This window comes from Sphingomonas folli, assembly GCF_019429525.1.
Taxonomy (GTDB): Bacteria; Pseudomonadota; Alphaproteobacteria; order Sphingomonadales; family Sphingomonadaceae; genus Sphingomonas; species Sphingomonas folii.
This window is the reverse complement of the sequence record NZ_JAHXZL010000013.1, coordinates 168,637-181,972: the sequence shown is the minus strand read 5'-3', so window position 1 is coordinate 181,972 and position 13,336 is coordinate 168,637. Positions and strand designations below refer to the sequence as shown.

14 protein-coding genes are annotated in these 13,336 nt (G+C 70.4%); 7 read left to right on the top strand and 7 right to left on the bottom strand.

Annotated elements, in window-relative coordinates; all coding sequences use genetic code 11:
- Together KZ813_RS18350 and KZ813_RS18345 are read left to right on the top strand one after the other, a co-directional pair.
- Positions 1–384 (top strand): hypothetical protein (locus tag KZ813_RS18350; RefSeq protein WP_219756435.1); only part of this gene is annotated, 384 nt, incomplete at its 5' end.
- Positions 381–737 carry a hypothetical protein gene (locus KZ813_RS18345; RefSeq protein WP_219756434.1) on the top strand — a complete coding sequence of 119 codons (357 nt, stop codon included), beginning with the start codon at positions 381–383 and terminating at the stop codon, positions 735–737. The genes KZ813_RS18350 and KZ813_RS18345, both read left to right, overlap by 4 nt.
- A 144-nt stretch (positions 738–881) precedes the next feature.
- Here the strand turns inward: KZ813_RS18345 and KZ813_RS18340 are convergent, their stop codons facing one another.
- Entirely contained in the window at positions 882–1,247 is a 366-nt protein-coding gene (locus tag KZ813_RS18340; RefSeq protein WP_219756433.1) for a glycine zipper 2TM domain-containing protein, read from the bottom strand.
- 150 nt (positions 1,248–1,397) lie between these two features.
- Here KZ813_RS18340 and KZ813_RS18335 point away from each other — a divergent pair, with 150 nt between their 5' ends.
- Entirely contained in the window at positions 1,398–2,363 is a 966-nt protein-coding gene (locus KZ813_RS18335) for an esterase-like activity of phytase family protein (protein WP_219756432.1), read from the top strand.
- A gap of 69 nt (positions 2,364–2,432) precedes the next feature.
- Here KZ813_RS18335 and rpmB read toward each other — a convergent pair whose 3' ends face one another.
- Complete coding sequence (rpmB, locus tag KZ813_RS18330; RefSeq protein ID WP_219756431.1) at positions 2,433–2,729, bottom strand: 50S ribosomal protein L28; 297 nt, start codon at positions 2,727–2,729, stop codon at positions 2,433–2,435.
- Between the two features lie 177 nt (positions 2,730–2,906).
- Between rpmB and KZ813_RS18325 the strand changes: the two genes are divergently transcribed.
- From KZ813_RS18325 to KZ813_RS18310, 4 genes are all read left to right on the top strand, one after another.
- The gene (locus tag KZ813_RS18325) at positions 2,907–3,134 is read left to right on the top strand and encodes a hypothetical protein (RefSeq protein WP_219756430.1); all 228 of its coding nucleotides are present in this window, start codon (positions 2,907–2,909) and stop codon (positions 3,132–3,134) included.
- A gap of 63 nt (positions 3,135–3,197) precedes the next feature.
- Positions 3,198–3,653, top strand: a complete 456-nt coding sequence (locus tag KZ813_RS18320) for a nucleoside deaminase (RefSeq protein WP_258046928.1) — start codon at positions 3,198–3,200, stop codon at positions 3,651–3,653.
- Positions 3,654–3,883: 230 nt separating this feature from the next.
- Positions 3,884–4,270: a hypothetical protein gene (locus KZ813_RS18315; protein ID WP_219756429.1), complete on the top strand. Its 387-nt coding sequence runs from the start codon at positions 3,884–3,886 to the stop codon at positions 4,268–4,270.
- A 78-nt stretch (positions 4,271–4,348) separates the two neighbouring features.
- The gene (locus KZ813_RS18310; protein WP_219756428.1) at positions 4,349–4,621 is read left to right on the top strand and encodes a DUF3297 family protein; all 273 of its coding nucleotides are present in this window, start codon (positions 4,349–4,351) and stop codon (positions 4,619–4,621) included.
- A 163-nt stretch (positions 4,622–4,784) separates the two neighbouring features.
- On the opposite strand, the gene KZ813_RS18305 is transcribed toward KZ813_RS18310, so the two are convergent.
- From KZ813_RS18305 to KZ813_RS18285, 5 genes are all read right to left on the bottom strand, one after another.
- Positions 4,785–6,647, bottom strand: a complete 1,863-nt coding sequence (locus KZ813_RS18305) for an ABC-F family ATP-binding cassette domain-containing protein (RefSeq protein ID WP_219756427.1) — start codon at positions 6,645–6,647, stop codon at positions 4,785–4,787.
- Positions 6,648–6,935: 288 nt separating this feature from the next.
- The gene (gene trhO / locus KZ813_RS18300) at positions 6,936–7,862 is read right to left on the bottom strand and encodes an oxygen-dependent tRNA uridine(34) hydroxylase TrhO (RefSeq protein ID WP_219756426.1); all 927 of its coding nucleotides are present in this window, start codon (positions 7,860–7,862) and stop codon (positions 6,936–6,938) included.
- Entirely contained in the window at positions 7,859–8,662 is an 804-nt protein-coding gene (locus KZ813_RS18295; protein ID WP_219756425.1) for a LytR/AlgR family response regulator transcription factor, read from the bottom strand. The genes trhO and KZ813_RS18295 overlap by 4 nt, the downstream gene beginning before the upstream one ends.
- Positions 8,662–9,825, bottom strand: a complete 1,164-nt coding sequence (locus KZ813_RS18290; RefSeq protein WP_219756424.1) for a sensor histidine kinase — start codon at positions 9,823–9,825, stop codon at positions 8,662–8,664. Before KZ813_RS18290 ends, KZ813_RS18295 begins: the two co-directional genes overlap by 1 nt.
- A gap of 92 nt (positions 9,826–9,917) precedes the next feature.
- Positions 9,918–13,253: a TonB-dependent receptor gene (locus KZ813_RS18285; RefSeq protein WP_219756423.1), complete on the bottom strand. Its 3,336-nt coding sequence runs from the start codon at positions 13,251–13,253 to the stop codon at positions 9,918–9,920.
- Positions 13,254–13,336 lie beyond the last annotated feature (83 nt).

Genomic DNA, 13,336 nt, shown 5'->3' with positions numbered 1-13,336 from the left:
CGCGCCGAGGAGCGCGCGCGGTCGAGCGAGGCGCGCGCCGCCGGGCGCGCCGAGTCGACGGCGGCGCGGCTCGAGGCGCGCGCCGCGGCACGCGCCGCGCAGGCGCAGGAGCGCGAGACGGCGCGCCGGTCGCGCCGCGAGGCCGCCGCGGCGCTGGCCGAGCGCGACCCGCATCGCGCCGCGGCGGAGCGCCATCGCGGCTCCGGCCGGCGCGACGTGGTGCGGCAGGACCGCGACATCAGCGGCTATGCGACGGTGGTCGACGCCGAGCGGATCCGCACGCTCGCGGCGCGGGGCGCCAGCGTGGCGGGGCTGGCGGCGGTGTTCGGCCTGGCGGCGGAGGAGATCGAGCGCGTGCTCGCCGCCGACGGGGCGGCGGCGTGACCGCGCCCCCCGCCTGGGACGCCGCGGCGGTGCGGACCTGGCTCGAGCGCCGAGTCGCGGCGGCGCGCGCCGACCAGGTCACCGCCGAACGCCACGGCCGCGATCGCCACGACGACTGCGACCAGGCCGCGGCCGAGGAGATGGTGTGCGCGGCGCTGCTGCGCGGCGCGGCGAGCGACAGCCCCGAAGCGCTGACCGCGGCGCTCAAGGCGCTGCAGGACAAGGACGAGTTCATCTGGCGCGGCGTCTATGACGACCGCAAGTTCGATCGGCACGCGCGCGGGCAGATCCGCAAGCTGATGCGGATGGCCAAGACCAACGCCGGTTTCGAGCGGCTCGGCCATTATCAGTGAGGCGGCGCGAGCGCCCCCGGACATGACTACGGGTCCGGCACCCGAAGGTACCGGACCCGCGCCCTCCTACTCTACGCGAGGGAACTCGTGGCGGTCGGGACGGCACGGCCGCTCGGCCACGCCCGCCCCTGTAACCGCAAGAAGTTAACGGCAGTACCGCGGGTTGTTCGACTTCTCGATCGCGTTGCCCGCGACCGCGCCGCCGACGCCGCCCAGCACCGTGCCGAGGGTGCGGTCACCGCGCGAGTCGATCACCCGGCCGAGCAGGCCGCCGGCGATCGCCCCGACCACGGTGCCCGTGGTGCCGCCCGAGCAGCGCTGGTTGTAATTGTACCGGCGCGAGTCGCCGCGGCGGTCATAGTCGCGGTAGCTGCTGCGGTCGTAGCGATAGTCGCGATAGTCGCGGTCGTAGCGGCTGCCATGATAACGCTGCGCGTCGGCGGCGGTCGGCGCGATCGCGGCGGTACCCATCGCGAGCGCGGCGCCAGCCAGAGCGAGATTCTTGAACATCTGTCATCTCCCGTTTGCTTGTTCCGGTCGGCGGGGCTCCCCGTCGATGTTGCGGTTATGCTCGAGTCGCGTTGAGCCGACCCTGAATGCGACCGTTATCGAAGGTTCATCCTCCTTTCCCCCGCGGCACGCCTCCCGTAGAGCGCCGCGATGCGCTGGTTCCTCTCCCTGCTGGCGGTGCTGCTGCTGGTGCCGGGCTGGGCCGGGGACGCGCGGCTGCCGCTGATCGCGCCCGACGCGACGCTGCGCGCGCGCGCGATCGTGCCGACGGGGGGATGGCCGCGCCGGATCGGGCCGCTGGCGCCGGTCGGCGCGCTGGCGCTCGAGTCGGACGACCCCGATTTCGGCGGCTTCTCGGCGCTGGCGCTGCGCGGCGACGGGGCGGTGCTGCTCAGCGACGGCGGCCAGTTCCTGCGCCTGAGCGTCGCGGGGCACCGGATCGAGCGGCGCGCGATCGTCTCGCTGCGCGACGGCCCCGGGACGGGCTGGATGAAGCTCGACCGCGACACCGAGTCGCTCGTGCTCGATCGCGCCAGCGGCGTCGCCTGGGTCGGCTACGAGCGGGTCAACGCGATCTGGCGCTACGCCCCCGACCTGGAACATGCCACCGCCACCGTCGCGCCCGCGGCGATGCGGCACTGGGGCGACAATACCGGGCCCGAGTCGCTGGTGCGGCTCGCCGACGGCCGTTTCCTCGTCATCCAGGAAGGCTGGCGCAACATGCGCGAGCCGCGCGGCGCGCTGCTGTTCGACGGCGATCCGACCGCGCCCGGGCGAGTCGGCGCCGCGCTACGCTACCGCCCGCCCGACGGCTTCGCGCCGAGCGACGCCGCGGTGCTGCCCGACGGCGACCTGCTGGTGCTCAACCGGCGCTGGCATTTCCCGCCGCTGCGATTCGACACGGTGCTGGTGCGGATCGCGCGCGACTCGATCCGGCCCGGCGCGCTGCTGAGCGGGCCGGTCGTCGCCGATCTCAGCCCGGCGATGGCGCGGGAGAATGCGGAGGGCCTGGCGGTGACGGTCGAGCGCGGCGCGACGATGCTGTGGGTGGTCACCGACAACGACACCAACCGCTGGCGCCCGACCGTGCTCGCCAAGTTCCGCTGGATCGGCTGAGCCGCGCACGCGAAGCGGCCCGCCGTCACCGGGACGGCGGGCCGCGATCGATCGGATCGGGGAAGCGGATCAGGCCGCGACGGCGGCGGCGCGCTTCTTCACGATGTCGCGCTTGAGCCGGCGCGCCTTGAGCGACAGCTTGTCGTCCGAGGTCTTGACCAGCCAGTTGTCCAGCCCGCCGTTGTGCTCGACCGAGCGCAGCCCGTGAGTCGACACGCGCAGCGACACCGAGCGCTCCAGCGAGTCGGACAGGAGCGTGACGTTCTGCAGGTTCGGCAGGAACGTGCGCTTGGTCTTGTTGTTGGCGTGGGAGACGTTGTGCCCCACCTGCCGGCCCTTGCCGGTCAGCTCGCAGATGCGCGACATGTGATCGATCCTGAATATCGGTTGCCCGGAAAGTGGGGCGCGATAGCCCGACGCGGCGGATCGGTCAAGCGGATGACTCGATCGGCCAAGTCGGGCCAGCGGCAACCTCGTTCGCGACGGCGCGTTGTAGCGACACTGGCGTTGTTGCGCTAACGTACCGATCGGGAGGAAATCACGATGCGCATGTTGCTTGCTCTGGTGGGGATCGCTGCCCTGGTGCTGCTCGCCGCGATGATGCTGGGCTTCGTCAAGTTCGACCAGACGCAGACGGCGCAGCTGCCGCGGCTGGAGGGCGGGCAGGCGCCCAAGTTCGAGGCGGACGTCGCCAAGGTCAGTGTCGGCACCGAGAACAAGACGGTCGAGGTGCCCAAGGTCGAGATCCAGAAGCCCGGCGAGCAGCGCTGAGGCGCCCGGTCGCCGCGCCGCTCGGGCTGGCGGGGCGGCGCGCGGCGGGCTAGGCGCGGCGGCATGTTCCCGCTGCCCCCCGCGATGCACCAGGCGCTCGACGCGGCGCGCGCCGCGGCCGCGCGCGGGGAGGTTCCGGTCGGCGCCGCGGTGGTGCGCGGCGGCGAGGTGATCGCGGTGGCGGCCAACGCGCCGCGCTCCCTGTGCGACCCGACGGCGCACGCGGAGATGCTCGCGATCCGCGCCGCCGCGCGCGCGCTCGGGCACGACCGGCTCGACGACTGTGACCTGTGGGTGACGCTGGAGCCCTGCGCGATGTGCGCCGGCGCGATCGCGCACGCGCGACTGGCACGGCTTTACTACGGCGCGGACGACGCCAAGGGCGGCGCGGTGGAGCACGGTCCCCGCTTCTTCGCGCAGCCGACCTGCCACCATCGCCCCGAGGTGTTCGCCGGCATCGGCGCGAACGAGGCGGGGGCGTTGCTGCGCGACTTCTTCGCGTCGATCCGCGCCGGCTGACAGGTCGCGGGGCGAACGTCTGCTCCACCGCGGCTGGATCGTCAGCATGTGCCGGCGAACCCCCACGCCCGGGCCGCCGACGCCCACGGCTCCCGCGCCGGTCCGCCGCCTATACGCCCGATGAATGCCACATTCCGGCACCGTTCAGCGCGACTCGGTTAACTCCCGCAACAGGCTCGCATCATCCTGCGTTGGACCCATCATGCGAACCGAGTTGAGGAGGTCTTGAGATGTCGGGACTGTGGAAGAAGGCCGGGCTCGCCACCGTGTTGGCGGCGACCGCGCTGACCAGCGCCGCGCCCGCCGAGGCGCAGCGCTACTGGCGGCACCGCGATCGCGGCGGCGACACGGCGGCGGGCGCGCTGATCGGCGGCGTGATCGGGCTGGGGTTGGGCGCGGCGATCGCGTCGAACAACAACCGTGACCGCTACTATGACCGCTACGACCGCGGCTATTACGCGGATCGGGGCTATTACGACCGCGGCTACTACCCGGCACCGCCGCCGCGGGTCTATTATCGGGAATATGCGCCGCCGCCGCGCGCTTATTACTACGAGCCGCGCGGCTATTACCGCGACTATGACCGGCCACGCGGCTATTACGGCTACGGCTACTGACCCATCGGGCGGCGCGGGAGCGATCCCGCGCCGTTTTTTGATGGCCTGCGCGCGCGTTCTGCGGCATGGCGCCGCGCCATGACCGACACGCCCCCCGACCATCTCTCGATCGACCCGTCGAGCCCGCACTTCGACCAGGCCGCGCTCCAGCGCGGCGTCGGCATCCGCTTCAAGGGCGCCGAGCGCCGCGACGTGGAGGAGTACAGCATCTCCGAGGGCTGGATCCGGGTCGCGCTCGGCAAGAAGGTCGACCGTCACGGCCGCCCGCTGACGATCAAGCTCACCGGCCCGGTCGAGGCCTGGTTCGAGCGCGGCGGCGAGAGCGACGCAGCGGAGGGCGAGGCGGAGTGAGCGTCGCCTGAGATCCTCCCCTGCAAGGGGAGGGGGACCGCGCCCGAGGGCGTGTTGGAGAGGTGTCGCCCGCGGTGAACCGAGCGAGACTTACCGACCGGAACACCCCTCCGTCAGGCCTGCGGCCCGCCACCTCCCCTTCCAGGGGAGGATCGACCGCTCCTCAGTTCGCGCTCTCCAGCGTCTCGCTCGCCTCCATCCAGCGCAGCTCGACCGTGTCGAGCACCGCCTGCACGTCGCCGCGCATCCGGCTCAGCTCGCCCATCGGCCTGCCGCGCCAGCGCGGGTCGGCGCCGCCCGGGTCCGCCATCGCGCGCTCGATCCCCGATCGCTCCGCGGTGAGCCGCGCGATCTCCGCCTCCAGCTCGCGCACCGTCTTGCGCAGCGCGGCGTCGCGATCGCGCCGCTCGGCCGCGGCCTTCTTGTCGGCCTTGCGCTCGGCCTTGCTCATCCCCGGCTTGGCGGGATCGCCCTTGAGCACGAAGGCGATATAATCGTCGAGGCTGCCGTCGAACTCGCGCGCGGTGCCGTCGTCGACCAGCACCAGCCGGTCGGCGGTGAGCTCGAGCATGTGGCGATCGTGGCTGACCAGCACCACCGCGCCCGAGTAAGCGTTGAGCGCCTGCACCAGCGCCTCGCGCGCGTCGACGTCGAGGTGGTTGGTCGGCTCGTCGAGGATCAGCAGGTGCGGCGCCTCGCGCGTGATCAGCGCCAGCGCCAGCCGCGCGCGCTCGCCGCCCGAGAGCTTGCCCACCTTGGTGGTCGCCTTGTCGCCCGAGAAGCCGAAGCGGCCGAGCTGCGCGCGCACCGCCGCGGGCGTGGCGCCCTTCATGATCCGAGTCATATGCTCGAGCGGCGTGTCGTCGGTGTCGAGTTCCTCCACCTGATATTGGGTGAAATAGCCGACCTTCATCTTCGGCGTCGCGTTCATCGCGCCCTCCAGCGGGGCGAGCTGCGCCGCGAGCAGCCGCGCCAGCGTGGTCTTGCCGTTGCCGTTGCGCCCGAGCAGCGCGATCCGGTCGTCGGGGTCGAGCCGCAGGTTGAGCCGCTTTAGGATCGGCGTCGCGTTATAGCCGACGCTGGCGAGATCCAGCGTGATCAGCGGCGGGCGCAGCTCGCTCGGGTCGGGGAAGCCGAACGACAGCGTCGGGTCGTTCGCCATCTCCGCGATCGGCTGCATCTTGGCGAGCATCTTCTGCCGGCTCTGCGCCTGCTTGGCGGTGGAGGCGCGGGCCGAGTTCTTGGCGATGTACGACTGCAGTTTCTCGCGCTGCGCCGCCTGGTTGGCGCGCGCCGCCTCGATCTGCGCCATGCGCTCGGCGCGCTGGCGCTCGAACGCGTCATAGCCGCCGGGGTAGAGCGTGATCTTGCCGCCCTGGAGGTGGAGGATATGGTCCACGACGTTGTTGAGGAAGTCGCGCTCGTGGCTGACCACGACGATCGTCGCGGGATAGGCCTTGAGGAAGTCCTCCAGCCACATCACCGCCTCGAGGTCGAGGTGGTTGGAGGGCTCGTCGAGCAGCAGCAGGTCGGGCTGCGAGAAGAGCAGTGCCGCGAGCGCGACTCGCATCTTCCACCCGCCCGAGAAGCTGTCGAGCGGGCGCTGCTGCATGTCCTCGTCGAAGCCGAGCCCGATCAGGATCTGCGCCGCGCGCGCGGGGGCGGTATAGGCGTCGATCGCGATCAGCCGCTCGTAGACGTCGCCGAGCCGGTCGGGGTCCTCGCAGGTCTCGCTCTCGAGCATCAGCGCGGCGCGCTCGAGGTCGGCGGCGATGACGGTGTCGAACGGGGTGGCGTCGCCCGCGGGCGCCTCCTGCGCGATATAGCCGAGCCGCGCGCCTCTGGGCATGTCGGCCGAGCCGTCGTCGGGCTCGAGCTGGCCGGCGATGACTCGCACCAGCGTCGACTTGCCCGCGCCGTTGCGCCCGATCAGGCCGACGCGGCTGCCCGGGGGCAGCGCCGCGGTCGCGCCGTCGAGGATCGTGCGCCCGCCGAGGCGCACGGTGATGCCGTTGAGGTTGAGCATGCGCGCGCGTCTACCGCATCGCGGGCGGGGCGGGAAGGTGGTTGGTGGAGTGGTCACGGCGTGGGTCGCGGCGTACCTCCTCCTTCCGTCATCCCGGCGAAGGCCGGGATCCCCGGTGCCGCGGGCGCCGCCCGCCTCGGGTATGCGGCACGGTGGCTCCCGGCCTGCGCCGGGATGACGGAAAGGGTAGAGGGGCGGAGTGCTCCCGTGCTCCCGCGCACGCGGGAGCCCAGGGCCGCCGGCGCGTCGCTACATCACCCCGGGTTCCGGCGCGCGCGGGAACGCCGCTCAGCCCTCGAACCGCCGCCCGACATGCGCCTCGCCGCGCGCCTCGGCGAGCCGCTGCTGGCGGTGGCGCTCGGCGTAGCCGGCGCGCTGCGCGTCGTCCCGCGCGCCGTGGCAGGCGGGGCAGCTCACCCCCTCGACGTACAGCGGCGAGGCGCGGTCCGCCGCGCTCACCGGCATGCGGCAGGCGTGGCACAGCCGGTGCGTCCCCGGCGCGAGCCCGTGTCCCACCGCGACCCGCTGGTCGAACACGAAACACTCGCCCGACCAGCGGCTCTCCGCCGCGGGCACCTCCTCGAGATAGCGCAGGATGCCGCCGTCGAGGTGGTGGACCTGCTCGATCCCCTCGCGCCGCAGCAGCGCGGTCGACTTCTCGCAGCGGATCCCGCCGGTGCAGAACATCGCCACGCGCGTCTTGCCCGCCAGCAGCGTCGCGCGGTGCGCGCGGAACCAGGCGGGGAAGTCGGCGAAGCTCGCGGTGCCCGGGTCGACCGCGCCGGCGAAGCTGCCGACGCGCACCTCATAGGCGTTGCGCGTGTCGATCACGAGCGTGGCGGGATCGTCGATCAGCGCGTTCCACTCGGCCGGCGCGACATAGCTGCCGGCCTCGGTGAGCGGGTCGACAGGCTCGCCCATCGTCACGATCTCGCGCTTCACCCTCACCTTGAGCCGGTGGAAGGGCGAGGCGTCGGCCCAGCTGTGCTTGAGCGACAGCGCGCCGCCCGGCAGCGCGCGGATCGGCGCGAGCAGCCGGTCGAGCGCCTCGGGCGCGCCCGCCACCGTCCCGTTCACCCCCTCGCCCGCGAGCAGCAGGGTGCCGCGTACGCCGCCCGCGCGCGCGAGCGCCAGCAGCGGGCCACGCAGCGTCTGCGGGTCGTCGAGCCGCGCGAAACGGTAGAGCGCGTCGACGCGGACGGGCGCGTCGCTCAATGGACGAAGCGCGCCACCACGTCGCGGTAGCTGCGGCTCACCTTCACGCTCGCGCCCGAGTCGAGCACCAGGAAACACTCGCCGTTGGTGTGCGGCTTGACCTGCTTGACGAGGTCGAGGTTGACGATCGTCGAGCGGTGGATGCGCTGGAAGCGGCGCGGGTCGAGGCGCTTCTCCAGGTCCTTCATCGTCTCGCGCAGGATCAGCGTGTTGTCGCCGGTGTAGATGCACATATAGTCGCCCGCGGCGTCGATCCGCTCGATCGTGTCGACGTCGACGCGGAAGATCTGGCCGCGATCCTTGATGTTGATCATCTTCTCGAAGCGGCTGGCGTTGACGGGGTCGCCGCCGCCGTCGCCCATCTCGGCCGCCGCCTGCGGCGCGTGCTCGGCGAGCACCTCCTTGAGCTTCTCCGCCTCGCCCACGCTCTGCCGCTCGGACAGGCGCTGGCGCACGCGGTCGAGCGTGTCGGCGAGGCGCGCCTCCTCGACCGGCTTCATCAGATAGTCGGTCGCCTGCGCCTCGAAGGCGCGGATCGCATGGTCGGAATAGGCCGTGACGAACACGAAGAGCGGCGGCTCGACGTCCATCAGCCCCTGCACCACCGAGAAACCGTCGAAGCCCGGCATCTGGATGTCGAGGAAGACGAGGTCGGGCTTGTGGGTCTTGATCGCGCTGATCGCCTCGCGCCCGTTCTGGCACTTGGCGATGATCTCGACGTCGTCGTGCGCCGCGAGGCGGAGCTCGAGCCCCTGGATCGCGAGCGGCTCGTCGTCGACGAGGATGGTACGAATGCTCATCACACCTCTCTATTCGGTACTTCGCGCTGGTACGGGATCTCGATCTCGACCCCGAACCCGCCCGTCGGCATGGCCCGCACGTCGAAGCGGTGGTCAGGCCCGTAAGCCTGTGCCAGCCGCTCCCTGATATTGGCGATGCCGACGCCGGTGGAAAGGCTTGGCCGGGATTTGGTCGGCATCAAGCCCGGACCGGTGTCGGATACGCCGAGCAGCACCCTGTCGCCGACGAGTCGCGCGGTGACGCAGATCTCGGCGCCGTCCTCCTGCGGGGTGACGGCATATTTGATCGCATTCTCGACCAGCGGCTGGAGCAGCAGCGACGGCAGGCGGGCCTTCTCCACCGCGGGATCGACCTCGAATTTCGGCCGCAGCCGTTCCTCGAAGCGCATCTTCTCGATCTCGAGGTACAGTTTCAGCGTCTCCACCTCCTGCGCGACCGTGACGTGCGCGGTCGGCTCGTTGGCCAGCGTGTAGCGCAGGAACGAGGCGAGCCGCGACAGCATCGCGTTGGCGCGCTCGGTCTGCTTGAGCAGCACCAGGGTGGAGATCGAGTTGAGCGTGTTGAACAGGAAATGCGGGTTGAGCTGGTAGCGCAGCATCGCCAGCTGCGCGCTCGAGGCCTGGTTCTCGAGATGCTCCATCTGATCGATCTGGTCCTCGACGATCAGGTAGAAGTTGATCCCGAAGTACAGCGCCGACCAGCCCGCCAGCACGGTGAAGTTGAGGAACAGCGTCGCCAGCAGCACCGACAGGTCGATCCCCGGCGCGGCGAGCTTGATCAGGCTGAACGAGAAGGCGTCGAGCGTGGCGTAGAGGAAGGTTGCCGCCGCGAGCGTGAAGATCGACAGCATGATGCCGGTGACGCGCGGCAGGCGGCGATAGAAGCCGTACAGCGTCGAGAGCAGCAGCGTGATGCAATAGCCGACGATCGACTCGATGATCACCGGCACGATCGACTTGAGCGTGAAGCTGACCGACAGCGACGAGACCGAGCGCAGCAGCATGTAGCCGGTCCAGCCCGCCGCCTGGAGCTTCCAGAAGGCGGCGGCCTTGTCCTCGAAGAAGGGGCGCACGAACAGCTGGCGCGCCGGGGAGGCGACGCTGGTCGGGGGCGGGGCGGGGGCGGTGGGCGCGGGGGGCGCGTGGGTCGCGGAGGTCGCCATCGCGGCCCCCTCTACACCCGCGAACCGCTTGGCGCAAAAGGAAGGCCGCCGCCCCGCTCGGGGGCGGCGGCCTGGTCAGGCGGTCGGTGGCCTCAGAAGCTGAAGCGCGCGCCGATCCGGATCGTGTAGAGCGACTGCGGCGCGTAGATCGTGTCAGTCGGCGTCGCGTTGGGCAGGCTGTAGCGATATTGCGCGCAGGCCTGCGACGTGGTCGCTGCGGTCGTCCCGGCGGTGCCGGTCGGCGTCGCCGCGACGAGGCAGCTCACCCGCGCCGCCGCGATGGTGTAGGGGAACTGATACTCACGAATCTGGCCCCAGTTCTTGTTGAGGAAGTTGGTGAAGTTCTCGACATCCGCGAAGATCTGGATGCGCGAGTTGCCCACGAACGTCGGGATCTCCTGCGCCACGTGCAGGTCGATGCGGGTGAACCACTTCGAGTTGAACGCGTTGCGAGGCGCGATCTTGCCGCGATACTTGGCGAGGCCCGACGACTCGAAGAAGTCGTTGAGCGTCTGCGCGGTGCTGGCCGTGTCATAGGATACGCGCTGATCGTCGATGCCCATCGGCACGTAGATCAGATAGCGCGAGCCCGAGCCGGTGGTGCCGAAGATCGAGCTGCGGCCGCTCGACGTGTCCTGCATCGTGTAGCTGTACGGCCGGCCGATGCGGGTCTCGCCGAAGAGCGCCAGGGTGGTCTTATAGTCGCCGAAGAACGGGTGATCGAAGGTCAGGTCGTACTTGATCGCGTGGCGGACCTCGTCGTTCGACGTGCCGTAAGCGGCTATGTTCGGGTCGAGGAAGGCGCCGTTGGCATAGTTCGAGCCGGCGGTCGACGAGGTCGCCGGGGTCTGGTCCTTGATGTTCTGGTAGGTGTAGCTCACCCCGGCGGTCAGGCCGAAGTCGAACGATTTGTTGATGCGCGCGACCGCGACATAGCTGCGACCCCGGGTCGTGTTGGTCAGCAGGATGTCGTTGAGCGAGTCGTTGAAGGTGGTCAACGAGGCGTAGCGGACACGACCGTCGGGCGTGCGCAGCGCGGTCGGCACCGAGCGGATGTCGGTCCAGGCCACCTGGTTGCGCACGTCCGACCAGAACAGGTCGCCGCCCAGCGTCCAGCCGCCACCCAGCACGTCGGGCGTGAAGTCGACCGACAGCGTGCCGCGCCACTGCGAGGGCAGCTGGAAGTCGCGCGCCACCGCGTTGGTCGCGGCCGCCTGCACGCCGCCGGCCAGATAGGTGTTGGCCGCGGTGGGGATCGTCGCGCCGTTGACGTTGGTCAGGATGCTCGCCGGGTTGAGCCCCGCCGGGAAGGCGCTGTTGCCGACGTAGCTGCCGTCGTTGAGCTGCCGGATGTCGACCGTGTTGGACAGGATGCCCGTGTTGGAGAAGCTGTTCGAGGTGTAGACGTCGGGCGCGCCGCCACCGAAGATGCCGATGCCGCCGCGCAGGCTGACGACGTTGGCTGGTTTCCAGTCGAAGCCGAAGCGCGGCTGGAACAACCCGCGACCCGACAGGAACTCCTGGTTGGTGAAGCCGTAGCGGCTGACGAACGCGGGGTTGAGCGACGGGCGGCTATGGCTGCCGTACAGGTCGTAGCGCATGCCGTAGGCGACGTTGAGCGTGTCGGTGATGCTCCACGTGTCCATCACGCCGAAGGCGTACTGCCAATAGTTGAAACGGGCGGCGGCGCTGTTCGGATTGAGGTCGACGGCATTGGTGTAGCCGAAGCGCTGCGCGTTGCCGTTCTGGAAGTCCTGGATCGAGTCGAAATAATAGGTGCCGGTGGTGCCGCCGCGGGGGTTCGAGTTGCTGAGGAACGCGTTGAACACGTCGACGTGCTGGATGTCGGTGAAGATCCGCAGGTCATGGCCGTTGCGCGTGAGCCGCGCCTGCAGCGTGCCGCCCCACGTCTCGGTGTTGAGCGCGTTGAACTGACGCGACACGTCGGGGCCGAACGAGACCAGCGGCGTGTTGGGCGCGCAGGTTACCGAGGCCGAGGCGCCGGCCGCGCCGGGGTTGCCGCGGTCCGAGGTATCGGCGGCGCAGACGCGGAACTCGGCGAAGCCGCGACCCTGCAGCGGATCCTGGATGCGCGTGTATTTCTTGTAGAAGCCGCGCGCCTCGGTCGAGAAATCGTCCGACCACTGCGAGTTGAGCTGCAGCACGCCGGTGTGCAGCTTGTTACCCGAGAGATAGGCGTTGGAGGCGAGGCCGAGCTGCGGGCTCGACGGGCTCACGCTGGTGTTGTTGGTGATGACGAGCGAGTCCTCGGCGTAGCTGTAGGTCGCGGCGAGGCGCTGCGTGTCCGACAGGTTGGCGTCGATCCGCGCGACCAGGCGATCGTCCTTGTCCTGGTTGCTGTTCACCACCCCGCCGGTGGCATAGCCGTAGCGGTCCTGCGCGATCTGCGAGATACGGTTGACGGTCGATTGCGTCAGGTTGGGCACCGCGTTGCCGGCGTTGTTGTCGGTCGGGCCCTCCGCGATCGGACGCGGCGCGCGCAGCCGCTCGCCCGCGACCATGAAGAACAGCTTGTCCTTGATGATCGGGCCCGACAGCTCGGCGCCGTAGTTCTCATACTTGTAGTTGGGCAGCGTCACCTCGCCGGTGGGCACGCCCGGGCCGGCCTTGGTCTTGGTGCCGGCCAGCTCGTCTGCCGAGTAGGAGTAGAAGCCGGTGCCGTGGAACTCGTTGGTGCCCGACTTGAGGATGACGTTGACCACGCCGCCCTGGAAGTTGCCCTCGCGCACGTCATAGGGCGCGACCTTGGTCTGGAACTGACCGATCGCGTCGAGCGGGATCGGCGAGCGGCGGCTCGGCAGGCCGTCGGGGTTGAGGCCGAAATTGTCGGTGATCGGCACGCCGTCGACGGTGAAGCGGTTGAAGCGCGCGTTCTGGCCCGCGAAGCTGACGGCGCGGCCGCCGCTGGGCGTGTCGTCCAGGCGCGCCAGCGGGTCGCGGCGCATCAGGTCGCGGATGTCGCGGTTCACCGAGGCGATCGTGCCGATCTTGGTGGCGCCCAGCACCGTCGCCGGACCCTGGCTGACCGTGCGCGCGCTGGCGATCGACGAGGCGGTGACGACGATGTCGGTGCCCTCGGCGGCCAGCTCGATCGGCAGCGTGAAGGTCTGCGCGACGATCGTCTGCACGTCGGTGATCGTCGACTCGGCGTAGCCGGTCGCGCGGACGGTGACGGAATAGGGGCCGCCCGGGCGCAGGCCGGTGGCGGTGAATCCACCGTTCGCGTCGGTGGTGAGCGAGGTGCGTGTGCCCGAGGGGACGTTGACGACCTCGACCGTGGCGCCGGCCACCGGGGCGCCGTCGCCCGTCACGGTGCCGCGGATCGTCGAGGTGGTCTCCTGCGCCATGGCGGCGGCGGGCGCGACGAGCGCAACCAGCGCCGCGCCTACGAGAAGGTTGTTTCGCATCGGATGATGTCCCCTATGGCGCATGGCCTGGTGCGCGACGGAATTCGTCGTCGTTGGCCGCGCCGATGGTCCCCGATTGTGTC

Coding starts and splice junctions, on each gene's coding strand:
- KZ813_RS18310 (WP_219756428.1), top strand. CDS start 4,349: ATGACCGACACGCCCCCCGACCATCTCTCGATCGACCCGTCGAGCCCG.
- KZ813_RS18325 (WP_219756430.1), top strand. CDS start 2,907: ATGCGCATGTTGCTTGCTCTGGTGGGGATCGCTGCCCTGGTGCTGCTC.
- KZ813_RS18295 (WP_219756425.1), bottom strand. CDS start 8,662: ATGAGCATTCGTACCATCCTCGTCGACGACGAGCCGCTCGCGATCCAG.
- rpmB (WP_219756431.1), bottom strand. CDS start 2,729: ATGTCGCGCATCTGCGAGCTGACCGGCAAGGGCCGGCAGGTGGGGCAC.
- KZ813_RS18340 (WP_219756433.1), bottom strand. CDS start 1,247: ATGTTCAAGAATCTCGCTCTGGCTGGCGCCGCGCTCGCGATGGGTACC.
- KZ813_RS18305 (WP_219756427.1), bottom strand. CDS start 6,647: ATGCTCAACCTCAACGGCATCACCGTGCGCCTCGGCGGGCGCACGATC.
- KZ813_RS18290 (WP_219756424.1), bottom strand. CDS start 9,825: ATGGCGACCTCCGCGACCCACGCGCCCCCCGCGCCCACCGCCCCCGCC.
- KZ813_RS18335 (WP_219756432.1), top strand. CDS start 1,398: ATGCGCTGGTTCCTCTCCCTGCTGGCGGTGCTGCTGCTGGTGCCGGGC.
- KZ813_RS18315 (WP_219756429.1), top strand. CDS start 3,884: ATGTCGGGACTGTGGAAGAAGGCCGGGCTCGCCACCGTGTTGGCGGCG.
- KZ813_RS18320 (WP_258046928.1), top strand. CDS start 3,198: ATGTTCCCGCTGCCCCCCGCGATGCACCAGGCGCTCGACGCGGCGCGC.
- KZ813_RS18285 (WP_219756423.1), bottom strand. CDS start 13,253: ATGCGAAACAACCTTCTCGTAGGCGCGGCGCTGGTTGCGCTCGTCGCG.